9 protein-coding genes and 2 rRNA genes are annotated in these 13,193 nt (G+C 40.4%); all 11 read left to right on the plus strand.

Going from position 1 to position 13,193, the window contains the following annotated elements; translation table 11 throughout:
- Window positions 1-27: 27 nt before the first annotated feature.
- The 11 genes from NSQ40_RS00450 (at window position 28) to ispF (ending at window position 13,138) form a co-directional block, all read left to right on the plus strand.
- A 23S ribosomal RNA gene (locus tag NSQ40_RS00450) occupies window positions 28-2,949 on the plus strand.
- Between the two features lie 50 nt (window positions 2,950-2,999).
- A 5S ribosomal RNA gene (gene rrf / locus NSQ40_RS00455) occupies window positions 3,000-3,115 on the plus strand.
- A gap of 227 nt (window positions 3,116-3,342) precedes the next feature.
- Window positions 3,343-3,804, plus strand: coding sequence for a CtsR family transcriptional regulator (locus NSQ40_RS00460; RefSeq protein ID WP_003194296.1), 462 nt, complete (start codon window positions 3,343-3,345; stop codon window positions 3,802-3,804).
- Window positions 3,805-3,952: 148 nt separating this feature from the next.
- Window positions 3,953-4,501 (plus strand): UvrB/UvrC motif-containing protein, encoded by a 549-nt coding sequence (locus NSQ40_RS00465; protein ID WP_003194299.1) that lies wholly within the window; start codon window positions 3,953-3,955, stop codon window positions 4,499-4,501.
- Window positions 4,502-4,505: 4 nt separating this feature from the next.
- Window positions 4,506-5,570 carry a protein arginine kinase gene (locus NSQ40_RS00470; protein WP_003194301.1) on the plus strand — a complete coding sequence of 355 codons (1,065 nt, stop codon included), beginning with the start codon at window positions 4,506-4,508 and terminating at the stop codon, window positions 5,568-5,570.
- A gap of 22 nt (window positions 5,571-5,592) precedes the next feature.
- Window positions 5,593-8,028: an ATP-dependent protease ATP-binding subunit ClpC gene (clpC, locus tag NSQ40_RS00475; protein WP_003194302.1), complete on the plus strand. Its 2,436-nt coding sequence runs from the start codon at window positions 5,593-5,595 to the stop codon at window positions 8,026-8,028.
- A gap of 94 nt (window positions 8,029-8,122) precedes the next feature.
- On the plus strand, window positions 8,123-9,499 hold the full coding sequence (gene radA / locus NSQ40_RS00480) for a DNA repair protein RadA (protein WP_003194303.1): 1,377 nt from the start codon (window positions 8,123-8,125) through the stop codon (window positions 9,497-9,499).
- Between the two features lie 3 nt (window positions 9,500-9,502).
- Complete coding sequence (gene disA, locus NSQ40_RS00485; RefSeq protein WP_003194305.1) at window positions 9,503-10,576, plus strand: DNA integrity scanning diadenylate cyclase DisA; 1,074 nt, start codon at window positions 9,503-9,505, stop codon at window positions 10,574-10,576.
- Between the two features lie 160 nt (window positions 10,577-10,736).
- The gene (locus tag NSQ40_RS00490) at window positions 10,737-11,855 is read left to right on the plus strand and encodes a PIN/TRAM domain-containing protein (RefSeq protein WP_003194307.1); all 1,119 of its coding nucleotides are present in this window, start codon (window positions 10,737-10,739) and stop codon (window positions 11,853-11,855) included.
- A gap of 16 nt (window positions 11,856-11,871) precedes the next feature.
- Window positions 11,872-12,552 (plus strand): 2-C-methyl-D-erythritol 4-phosphate cytidylyltransferase, encoded by a 681-nt coding sequence (gene ispD, locus NSQ40_RS00495; protein ID WP_003194309.1) that lies wholly within the window; start codon window positions 11,872-11,874, stop codon window positions 12,550-12,552.
- Between the two features lie 109 nt (window positions 12,553-12,661).
- On the plus strand, window positions 12,662-13,138 hold the full coding sequence (gene ispF, locus NSQ40_RS00500) for a 2-C-methyl-D-erythritol 2,4-cyclodiphosphate synthase (RefSeq protein WP_003205484.1): 477 nt from the start codon (window positions 12,662-12,664) through the stop codon (window positions 13,136-13,138).
- The last annotated feature ends 55 nt before the right edge of the window (window positions 13,139-13,193 follow it).

Here is a 13,193-nt window from a genome sequence, read left to right on the forward strand (position 1 = left end):
TAGCTCATATTTTTTTAATTTTAGTTTGGTTAAGTTAGAAAGGGCGCACGGTGGATGCCTTGACACTAGGAGTCGATGAAGGACGGGACTAACGCCGATATGCTTCGGGGAGCTGTAAGTAAGCTTTGATCCGAAGATTTCCGAATGGGGAAACCCACCATACGTAATGGTATGGTATCCTTACCTGAATACATAGGGTAAGGAAGACAGACCCAGGGAACTGAAACATCTAAGTACCTGGAGGAAGAGAAAGCAAATGCGATTTCCTGAGTAGCGGCGAGCGAAACGGAATCTAGCCCAAACCAAGAGGCTTGCCTCTTGGGGTTGTAGGACATTCTATACGGAGTTACAAAGGAACGAGGTAGACGAAGCAGCCTGGAAAGGCTCGTCACAGAGGGTAACAACCCCGTAGTCGAAACTTCGTTCTCTCTTGAATGTATCCTGAGTACGGCGGAACACGTGAAATTCCGTCGGAATCTGGGAGGACCATCTCCCAAGGCTAAATACTACCTAGTGATCGATAGTGAACCAGTACCGTGAGGGAAAGGTGAAAAGCACCCCGGAAGGGGAGTGAAAGAGATCCTGAAACCGTGTGCCTACAAATAGTCAGAGCCCGTTAATGGGTGATGGCGTGCCTTTTGTAGAATGAACCGGCGAGTTACGATCCCGTGCGAGGTTAAGCTGAAGAGGCGGAGCCGTAGCGAAAGCGAGTCTGAATAGGGCGTTTAGTACGTGGTCGTAGACCCGAAACCAGGTGATCTACCCATGTCCAGGGTGAAGTTCAGGTAACACTGAATGGAGGCCCGAACCCACGCACGTTGAAAAGTGCGGGGATGAGGTGTGGGTAGCGGAGAAATTCCAATCGAACCTGGAGATAGCTGGTTCTCCCCGAAATAGCTTTAGGGCTAGCCTTAAGTGTAAGAGTCTTGGAGGTAGAGCACTGATTGAACTAGGGGTCCTCATCGGATTACCGAATTCAGTCAAACTCCGAATGCCAATGACTTATCCTTAGGAGTCAGACTGCGAGTGATAAGATCCGTAGTCAAGAGGGAAACAGCCCAGATCGCCAGCTAAGGTCCCAAAGTGTGTATTAAGTGGAAAAGGATGTGGAGTTGCTTAGACAACTAGGATGTTGGCTTAGAAGCAGCCACCATTTAAAGAGTGCGTAATAGCTCACTAGTCGAGTGACTCTGCGCCGAAAATGTACCGGGGCTAAATACACCACCGAAGCTGCGAATTGATACCTATGGTATCAGTGGTAGGGGAGCGTTCTAAGGGCAGTGAAGTCAGACCGTAAGGACTGGTGGAGCGCTTAGAAGTGAGAATGCCGGTATGAGTAGCGAAAGACGGGTGAGAATCCCGTCCACCGAATGCCTAAGGTTTCCTGAGGAAGGCTCGTCCGCTCAGGGTTAGTCAGGACCTAAGCCGAGGCCGACAGGCGTAGGCGATGGACAACAGGTTGATATTCCTGTACCACCTCTTTATCGTTTGAGCAATGGAGGGACGCAGAAGGATAGAAGAAGCGTGCGATTGGTTGTGCACGTCCAAGCAGTTAGGCTGATAAGTAGGCAAATCCGCTTATCGTGAAGGCTGAGCTGTGATGGGGAAGCTCCTTATGGAGCGAAGTCTTTGATTCCCCGCTGCCAAGAAAAGCTTCTAGCGAGATAAAAGGTGCCTGTACCGCAAACCGACACAGGTAGGCGAGGAGAGAATCCTAAGGTGTGCGAGAGAACTCTGGTTAAGGAACTCGGCAAAATGACCCCGTAACTTCGGGAGAAGGGGTGCTTTCTTAACGGAAAGCCGCAGTGAATAGGCCCAAGCGACTGTTTAGCAAAAACACAGGTCTCTGCGAAGCCGTAAGGCGAAGTATAGGGGCTGACACCTGCCCGGTGCTGGAAGGTTAAGGAGAGGGGTTAGCGTAAGCGAAGCTCTGAACTGAAGCCCCAGTAAACGGCGGCCGTAACTATAACGGTCCTAAGGTAGCGAAATTCCTTGTCGGGTAAGTTCCGACCCGCACGAAAGGTGTAACGATTTGGGCACTGTCTCAACCAGAGACTCGGTGAAATTATAGTACCTGTGAAGATGCAGGTTACCCGCGACAGGACGGAAAGACCCCGTGGAGCTTTACTGTAGCCTGATATTGAATTTTGGTACAGTTTGTACAGGATAGGCGGGAGCCTTTGAAGCCGGAGCGCTAGCTTCGGTGGAGGCGCTGGTGGGATACCGCCCTGACTGTATTGAAATTCTAACCTACGGGTCTTATCGACCCGGGAGACAGTGTCAGGTGGGCAGTTTGACTGGGGCGGTCGCCTCCTAAAGTGTAACGGAGGCGCCCAAAGGTTCCCTCAGAATGGTTGGAAATCATTCGTAGAGTGCAAAGGCATAAGGGAGCTTGACTGCGAGACCTACAAGTCGAGCAGGGACGAAAGTCGGGCTTAGTGATCCGGTGGTTCCGCATGGAAGGGCCATCGCTCAACGGATAAAAGCTACCCCGGGGATAACAGGCTTATCTCCCCCAAGAGTCCACATCGACGGGGAGGTTTGGCACCTCGATGTCGGCTCATCGCATCCTGGGGCTGTAGTCGGTCCCAAGGGTTGGGCTGTTCGCCCATTAAAGCGGTACGCGAGCTGGGTTCAGAACGTCGTGAGACAGTTCGGTCCCTATCCGTCGTGGGCGTAGGAAATTTGAGAGGAGCTGTCCTTAGTACGAGAGGACCGGGATGGACGCACCGCTGGTGTACCAGTTGTTCTGCCAAGGGCATAGCTGGGTAGCTATGTGCGGAAGGGATAAGTGCTGAAAGCATCTAAGCATGAAGCCCCCCTCAAGATGAGATTTCCCATAGCGTAAGCTAGTAAGATCCCTGAAAGATGATCAGGTTGATAGGTTCGAGGTGGAAGCATGGTGACATGTGGAGCTGACGAATACTAATAGATCGAGGACTTAACCATATAATATGAAGCAAATGTTATCTAGTTTTGAAGGAATATACCTTCAATAGTTTGGTGATGATGGCAGAGAGGTCACACCCGTTCCCATACCGAACACGGAAGTTAAGCTCTCTAGCGCCGATGGTAGTTGGGACCTTGTCCCTGTGAGAGTAGGACGTCGCCAAGCAATTAAAGCACGAGTCATTTGACTCGTGCTTTTTTGTATATTTTTATTTGGTATTAATATGTACAAATAAAAATGAGAAGTTAATTCTGTTGTATAAAATATAAACGTAGTGATTAAAGAAAAGAAATTTTGGCTAGGATAGTGAGGAAGCAAAAGAGTTGCAAATTTCTTTAATACGTATATAATTAAAGTCAAAGATAGTCAAAGTCAATAAAGGTGGCGGATAAATGAGAAATATATCTGATATCATTGAGCAATTTCTAAAGCAAGTTATTGACTTAAGCAATAATAATGTGATTGAGATTAAGAGAAATGAGATTGCGGATCGATTTGATTGTGTTCCGTCTCAAATTAATTATGTAATCAATACTCGCTTTACGTTAGAAAGAGGATTTGTAGTTGAAAGTAAACGAGGCGGAGGAGGTTACATTCGCATTATCAAAGTCAAATTGCATGACGATATAGACATTATTGATCAAATGCTTCATATGATCGAGCATAGTATTGCGCAAGGGAATGCGGAAAGTATCATTATACGATTAGTGGAAGAAGATATTGTGACCAATCGGGAAGCAAAACTTATGCTGAGCGTATTAGATCGATCTGTATTATTAATGGATTTACCTTCTAGAGATGAACTTAGGGCTCGAATATTATGCGCAATGTTAAGGACACTGAAATATAAATAAATACAGCTTTTGTTAAGAAATGTTTTTAGCGGTAATTCATTTTATAGTGGGACTTTTTACAGACAAGATTAAATGAACAAAATAATCTAGTGGTGTATAAAAAGTATCATGAGGTAGATCGTTCCTATTGTAAAGGTGGGGATATAAGATGACTTGTCAAAATTGTAATATAAGACCAGCAGCATTACATTATACAAAAGTAATAAACGGACAAAAGACGGAAGTTCATCTTTGTGAGCAATGTGCAGAGCAAAATGGCTATACGTCTTTCTTTCAATCACCACAATCTAGTTTTTCCTTCCATGACTTACTAGCTGGATTGCTACATGGAGAACCATCAATGTTTGAAAACCAAGAGGATAGTTTTTCAGATGCAAGAGTATTACGATGTTCAACTTGTAATATGACATATAAACAATTTGCAAAAGTAGGTCGCTTTGGATGTGCTTCTTGTTATGAGACATTTAAGGAACAACTAAAGCCAATGTTGAAGCGGCTTCATGGTGGTCATACACATCATTGTGGAAAAATTCCCGAGCGTATGGGAGGAAATATTCATCTAAAGAAAGAATTAGATGAACTAAAATTAAAATTAAAGCAATGTGTACAGAAAGAAGAATTTGAAAAAGCAGCTCAAACGCGTGATCAAATCCGAAGTATTGAAAATCAGCTTAGTGAGCATAGAGGGGGGGAATAGTTCTATGTCACTGGATCGTATTATGAATGAAGCAATTAGTCCGTGGATGAGGGGAGATGGCCCCGATTCTGATATTGTTTTAAGTAGTCGTATTCGTTTGGCTCGTAATTTAAAAGATTATCATTTCCCTATTATACAAACTGATGAAGAAGCTAAGCAGATTACTAATTTATTTCAAAAGAAGTTTGTAAATCAGAAAGTGAAATCCCTCGGGAATTTTGAACTATTAAAAATGAATGAACTAAAACCGCTTCAGCGAAGAGTTTTAGTAGAAAAACATTTAATTAGTCCTAATCTTGCTGGAACAGAATTTGGTACTTGTCTACTATCAGAAAGTGAACATATAAGTGTGATGCTTAATGAAGAAGATCATGTGCGAATTCAATGTTTATTCTCAGGGCTGCAATTATCAGAAGCACTGCAAAGCGCAAACAAAATGGATACATGGATTGAAAAAGCAGTTGAATATGCTTTTGATGAATCGCTTGGCTATATTACCAGTTGCCCCACAAATGTTGGTACGGGGTTACGAGCTTCTGTAATGATGCATTTACCAGCACTTGTTTTGACGAAACGGATAAATCGTATTATACAAGCAATTCAACAATTAGGTTTAGTCGTAAGAGGAATATACGGTGAAGGTAGCGAAGCCTTAGGTAATATATTTCAAGTTTCTAATCAAATGACATTAGGAAAATCAGAAGAAGATATTATAGCAGATTTAGAGAGTGTTGTTCATCAGCTTATACAACAAGAGAGAGTAGCTCGAGAACTAATTATGAAAAATTCAAGTATTGAACTGGAAGACCGAGTATATCGTTCTTACGGTGTACTGGCTAATAGTCGATTAATTCAATCGGCAGAAGCTGCTACTTGTCTGTCAGATATGCGGTTAGGTATTGATCTTGATTATATAAAAAATATATCAAGAAATATTTTAACAGAGTTAATGGTACTAACTCAGCCAGGAATTTTACAGCAATACGCTGGAGGTCCTTTAAGCCCAGAAGAAAGGGATTATCGAAGGGCGACATTAATCCGTGAAAGACTACGAATTGAACAAAATTGAGCGCAAGTAGGAGGCGATTTCTATGATGTTTGGAAGATTTACAGAAAGAGCACAGAAAGTATTAGCTTTATCTCAAGAAGAAGCAATTCGCATTGGGCATAATAATATTGGTACAGAACATATTTTACTTGGGCTTGTACGCGAAGGGGAAGGAATTGCAGCTAAAGCGTTAATTGCTCTTGGGTTAAGTCCAGAGAAGGTACAAAAAGAGGTAGAGGCATTAATTGGTCGTGGAACAGAGATGTCTCAAACTGTTCATTATACACCGCGTGCCAAAAAAGTAATTGAGTTATCAATGGATGAGGCACGTAAGCTAGGTCATTCTTATGTTGGAACGGAACATATTTTACTAGGGTTGATCCGTGAAGGTGAAGGTGTTGCAGCGCGTGTTTTAAATAACTTAGGCGTAAGTTTAAACAAAGCAAGACAACAAGTATTGCAGCTCCTTGGAAGCAATGAAGCTACATCAGGCCATCAAGGTGGTGCATCAGCAAATGCAAATACACCAACGCTTGATAGTTTAGCGCGAGATTTGACAGTTGTTGCACGTGAAGGACGCTTAGATCCTGTTATTGGCCGTAGTAAAGAGATTCAACGTGTTATTGAAGTATTGAGCCGTAGAACTAAGAATAACCCAGTATTAATTGGAGAACCTGGGGTAGGTAAAACAGCAATCGCTGAAGGTCTAGCACAGCAAATTGTAAATAATGAAGTTCCAGAAACATTACGCGATAAGCGTGTTATGACGTTAGATATGGGTACAGTTGTTGCTGGCACGAAATACCGTGGTGAGTTTGAGGATCGTTTAAAGAAAGTGATGGATGAAATTCGCCAAGCTGGTAATATCATTCTATTTATTGATGAACTTCATACATTAATTGGTGCAGGTGGTGCAGAAGGTGCAATTGACGCATCCAATATTTTGAAACCATCATTAGCACGTGGTGAATTGCAATGTATTGGGGCGACAACATTAGATGAGTATCGTAAATACATTGAAAAAGATGCAGCACTAGAAAGACGTTTCCAACCAATTCATGTTGACGAGCCAAGCTTAGAAGAATCGATTCAAATTTTAAGAGGGTTACGCGATCGTTACGAGGCGCATCACCGCGTTTCCATTACAGATGATGCAATTGAAGCAGCTGTAAAACTTTCGGATCGTTATATTACAGATCGTTTCTTACCTGATAAAGCAATTGACTTAATCGATGAAGCAGCTTCAAAAGTACGCTTACGTTCTTATACAACACCACCAGATTTAAAAGAACTTGAAGTGAAACTTGAAGAAATTCGAAAAGAAAAGGATGCAGCCGTACAGAGCCAAGAATTTGAAAAGGCAGCTTCTTTACGAGATATGGAACAACGTTTACGTGAAAAATTAGAGGATACAAAACGTCAGTGGAAAGAGCAGCAAGGAAAAGAAAATTCAGAAGTAACAGTAGAAGACATTGCAAATGTTGTTTCTACGTGGACGCGTATTCCGGTTTCTAAACTTGCACAAACAGAAACAAATAAATTATTGAATCTAGAATCCATTTTACATGACCGTGTAATTGGCCAAGATGAAGCTGTTGTCGCAGTAGCGAAAGCAGTGCGCCGCGCAAGAGCGGGTTTAAAAGATCCGAAACGCCCAATTGGTTCATTTATTTTCTTAGGACCGACTGGTGTAGGTAAAACGGAGCTTGCGCGTGCATTAGCAGAATCTATGTTTGGTGATGAAGATGCAATGATTCGTATTGATATGTCTGAGTATATGGAGAAACATTCTACTTCTCGCTTAGTGGGGTCTCCCCCAGGATATGTGGGATATGAAGAAGGCGGCCAATTAACAGAAAAAGTTCGTCGCAAACCATATTCTGTCGTGCTGCTAGATGAAGTAGAGAAGGCACATCCAGATGTATTTAACATTTTACTGCAAGTGCTAGAAGATGGGCGTTTAACAGACTCTAAAGGGCGTACAGTTGATTTCCGAAATACAATTGTTATTATGACATCTAACGTTGGTGCCGAAGCATTAAAACGTAATAAACATCTCGGTTTTAACGTACAAGATGAGAGTCGTGATTATTCAGATATGAAGGGTAAAGTAATGGATGAATTGAAAAAAGCATTTCGTCCAGAGTTCTTAAACCGTATTGATGAAATCATTGTTTTCCATATGCTTGAGAAAAAACATATTCAAGAAATTGTAACGCTTATGGTTAATCAATTAGTAAATCGGTTAAAAGAACAAGAGATTGAATTAGAGTTAACAAGTACAGCAATTGAATCGATTGCTGATAAAGGATTCGATCGTGAGTATGGTGCTCGTCCACTTCGTCGAGCAATCCAAAAACATGTGGAAGATCGATTGTCAGAAGAACTTCTAAAAGGAGCAATTGAGAAAGGTCAAAAAGTTGTCTTTGACGCCGAAGGGGAATCATTTGTCATTCGCAGTGCAGAAAAGGTAAAATAAGTATAGACAAACAAGGAGGGCTAAATAATAGCCCTCTTTCTTGTACGAGAAGGATGTATGTTTATAGATGAAAGTGAAGTGAAGTAAAAACAAGATGGCTAAAAAGAAAACGAAATTTATATGTCAAGAATGTGGTTATCAGTCACCAAAATATATGGGTAAGTGCCCTGGATGTGGGCAATGGAATACGCTTGTCGAAGAGATGGAACAAGTTGTATCATCGCGTCGCATCAACTATGCAAATGCGATTCAAACGGAAGTAACAAAGCCAAGGCGTCTTACAGAAGTAGAAACAAAGTCAGAGGCACGGATTGAAACAAAATTTCAAGAATTTAATCGTGTACTCGGTGGAGGAATTGTTGACGGTTCCCTCGTACTTATTGGAGGAGATCCTGGAATTGGAAAATCAACCTTACTACTACAAATATCATCGCAATTAGCAGATTCTTCGTATGATGTATTGTATATATCTGGTGAAGAATCAGCAAAACAAATTAAACTTCGTGCAGATCGTCTACATGTAAATGGAAGCAACTTATTTGTTGTTTCGGAAACAGATTTACAGCGAATTGCGGCACATATCGATGAAATGAACCCTTCCTTTGTTGTCATTGATTCCATTCAAACTATTTATTTGCCAGAAGTAACCTCAGCACCAGGTAGTGTTTCACAAGTACGTGAATGTACAGCGGAACTGATGAAACTTGCAAAAACGAAAGGAATTCCAATTTTTATCGTAGGACATGTAACGAAAGAAGGGGCAATTGCAGGACCGCGTATGTTAGAACATATGGTGGATGCGGTTCTTTATTTTGAAGGAGACCGTCATCATACATATCGTATTTTGCGAGCGGTTAAAAATCGCTTTGGTTCTACAAATGAGATGGGTATTTTTGAAATGAAGGAACTCGGTCTTGCGGAAGTATTAAATCCTTCTGAAATTTTTCTAGAGGAAAGACCTGTTGGAGTTGCTGGCTCTACAGTTGTTGCTTCTATGGAAGGGACAAGGCCTGTTTTAGTAGAAATACAGGCATTAATTTCTCCTACTAGTTTTGGAAATCCACGAAGAATGGCTACAGGGATTGATCATAATCGTGTATCACTTATTATGGCAGTGCTAGAAAAAAGAGCAGGTTTATTATTGCAAAATCAAGATGCGTATTTAAAGGTTGCTGGAGGATTGAGATTGGATGAACCAGCAATTGATTTGGCAGTGGCTTTAAGTATTGCATCGAGTTTTCGAGATAAGTCAACTGCCCCGACCGATGCGGTAATAGGAGAAGTTGGGTTAACTGGAGAAGTAAGAAGGGTATCGAGAATTGAACAACGAGTACAAGAAGCGGCTAAATTAGGATTTCAGCGTGCCATCATCCCGCAAAAAAATTTAGGGGGTTGGACAATTCCTGAGGGGATTGAAGTAGTTGGTGTTTCCAATTTAGGAGAGGCGCTTCGTTTGACATTAGGAGGCTAGGCTATGGAAGAAAACAAGCAACGTGTCAAAAGTATGATTAATATTTTGCAGCTTGTTGCACCAGGGACACCTTTGCGAGAAGGCATAGATAATGTACTTCGTGCGCAAACAGGTGGCTTAATTGTCCTTGGGTATAATGATCAAATTAAAAGCATTGTTGATGGAGGATTTCACATTAATTGTGCATTCTCTCCCGCTAGTTTATACGAACTAGCAAAAATGGATGGAGCTCTTATTTTAAATGAGACGGGAAGTAAAATTTTAATTGCAAATGCACAGTTAGTTCCCGAGTCATCTATTGATTCCATTGAAACAGGAATGCGTCATCGCACAGCAGAACGTGTAGCGAAGCAAACAGGAAGTCTTGTTGTTGCTATTTCACAAAGACGTAACGTAATTACGCTATATCAGGGAGGTTTACGTTATACACTAAAAGACATAGGCGTTATTTTAACAAAGGCAAATCAGGCTATTCAAACTTTAGAAAAATATAAAGCAGTATGGAATGATGGTATTACGAACTTGGGTATTCTAGAATTTGAGGAAGTTGTTACGATGTCTGAAGTGGTCCACGTCCTACATAGTGTCGAGATGGTACTCCGTATTAAGAATGAAATTCTAAGTTATATTCATGAATTAGGAACAGAAGGTAGACTTATTCGTTTACAGCTTACTGAGCTGTTGGCTGATTTGGAAGCAGAGGCAGCATTATTAATTAAAGACTACTATCAAGAAAAGACGCAGGATCACTATCAAATTTTAAAAAAATTACAGGAACTTGCAAATGCACAGCTTTTAGAAGATAGTGATTTAGTGAAATTGCTTGGTTACCCAGGGCAAATGAGTTTAGAGGAAAGTGTTACACCGAGAGGATATAGGATTACAAGTAAAATTTCTCGGGTACCACCTCTTATTATTGAAAATTTGATCAATCGATTTAAAACATTGCAAGGCGTTTGTCGTGCAAGTATTAATGAGTTAGATGATGTAGAAGGAATTGGAGAAGTTCGGGCGAAAAAAATACGAGAAGGTTTAAAACGAATCCAAGAGCATTTATATATGAGTAGACACAATTAAGAATATTACATTGATTTCATAATATAACGACACTAGCACATTTTTGGTATATGATATGATATATTGGTAAATAAACCAATTTATAAAAAGACACGTCCGCTTTTGCATTCGGCGTTTTGATTAGCAAAACAATGGTTAATAATGAGTAGGAGGTGGTTGGATGTTAAAACGGATCGTACAGCTCTTCGTTTTAGTAATCGGAGGAGCGTTAGGGATTTATTTAATCCCGAAAGTTATTAATGTATTGGACATGGGTGCAATCCCGTTACTGGAGGGCTCATATGTTCGTGCAATTATTGGTGCAATTATTTTATTTTTAACAACATTTTGGCTCGTAGATTATATTGTTCAGCTTATTAAACATATTGAGGAAGCTCTTGTAAAGGCGCCTGTAACAGATGTTTTATTTGGCACGCTAGGATTAATCTCAGGTCTTATTGTTGCGTATTTAATTTTGATACCAATTCGTGAATTTACAATTCCGGTCATTAGTACTGTATTGCAAATCTTCTTTACACTTCTACTTGGTTACTTAGGATTCCAGGTAGGATTTAAAAAGAGAAATGAATTGTTAGGATTATTTACACTACCACAACGCGGTGGCAAGAAGAAAAATAACAATAGTGATAATGAAGAGGCTGAAACGGAAACAGGAGTAGAGGAATCTTTTTCGCATTGGAAAATTCTTGATACTAGTGTAATTATTGATGGACGTATTGCTGATATTTGTCAAACGAAATTCCTAGAAGGAACGATTGTCATTCCTCAGTTTGTATTAGAGGAGTTGCAACATATTGCTGATTCTTCGGATGCATTAAAGCGTAATCGAGGACGTAGAGGATTAGATATTTTAAACCGTATTCAAAAAGAGATGCCAATTCCAGTAGAGATTTATGAAGGCGATTTCGAAGATATTCAAGAAGTGGACAGCAAGCTTGTGAAATTAGCGAAAGTAACTGGTGGTACTGTTGTCACAAATGATTTTAACTTAAATAAAGTTTCTGAACTACAAGGAGTAACAGTTCTAAACATTAATGATTTAGCAAATGCAATTAAGCCAGTTGTACTTCCCGGTGAAGAACTAAGCGTTTATGTTGTCAAAGATGGAAAAGAGCAAAATCAAGGTGTTGCTTATTTAGATGATGGTACGATGATTGTAGTAGAAGATGGTCGAGAATATGTTGGTTCACAACTTGATGTACTCGTTACAAGTGTACTACAAACATCTGCTGGTCGTATGATTTTTGCAAAGCGAAAATTACTAGAAAAAGCATTATAAGTAGAGGATTATTAGCATGTATACATTAATTATTCCGGCCGCGGGCCGAGGAAAGCGAATGGGTGCTGGTAAAAATAAATTATTTTTGCTTATTAATGAAGTGCCTATTATTGTGCATACATTACGTGTTTTTGAAAAAGATGAAGCATGTAAAAATATTATTATGGCAATTAATGAAGAAGAACGTTCCTATTTTGAAGGGTTAATACAGAGATATCCGATTCAAAAGAGTGTGAAGTTTATCCAAGGTGGGGCTGAAAGACAAGATAGTGTATATAATGCACTTCAATATGTGAAACAAACCGAGTATGTTCTCGTACATGATGGAGCACGTCCGTTTGTAACGAATAAAATGACCCGTGATGTATTGATTGCAGCGAAGCAGAAAGGTGCTTCGATTTGCGCGGTACCTGTAAAGGACACAGTAAAACGGGTAGAACAAAATACAGTTGTTGAAACAGTTGAACGTTCTCAGTTGAGAGCCGTACAAACACCTCAAGGATTTTCTGTTCCACTTTTACTAGAAGCGCATCAAAGTGCAAAACAGGGATGTTTCCTTGGTACAGATGATGCAAGTCTTGTAGAACGTATTGGTAAGGAAGTGGGCGTAGTAGAGGGTAGTTATTACAATATTAAAGTGACAACGCCAGAAGATTTATTAATTGCTGAAAGTTTCTTGCGTGTTCAGAAGGGGTAGTAGAAAGAATATAAAGAAAAGCCCGGTTACTGCCGGGCTTTTCTTTATAGGTGCATAGATATAATATAGAATCATAACGTTCAGTAGTTTAGCTTGAGGAGGATGTAAAATGTTTCGAATTGGACAAGGTTTTGATGTACATGAATTTGCAGAAGGTAGGCCGTTAATTATCGGTGGAATTACGATTCCGCATGAAAAAGGTTTGTTAGGTCACTCAGATGCAGATGTACTTTTACATACAATTGCTGATGCATGTTTAGGAGCAATTGCTGCAGGTGACATCGGAAAACATTTTCCAGATACAGATCCTGCCTTTAAGGATGCAGATTCAGCGGTGTTATTGCAAAAAGTTTGGGAGTTTGTGCGTGAACAAGGGTATGAGTTAGGTAATTTAGATTGTACAATTATTGCGCAGAAGCCGAAAATGGCACCACATATTGAAAATATGCGTAAGCGTATTAGTGAGTTATTAGAAACTTCTATAGGCAATATTAATGTGAAGGCAACAACAACTGAAAAATTAGGATTTACAGGAAGAGAAGAAGGGATTGCTTCTCAAGCAGTTGTATTATTACAGAAAAAATAGTTGTTTTTGATTCGTAAGATGGATAATCAGATTTTTTTGGTGTACAATTATAGAA

The organism is Bacillus sp. FSL K6-6038 (genome assembly GCF_038050455.1).
Lineage (GTDB): Bacteria > Bacillota > Bacilli > Bacillales > Bacillaceae_G > Bacillus_A > Bacillus_A pseudomycoides.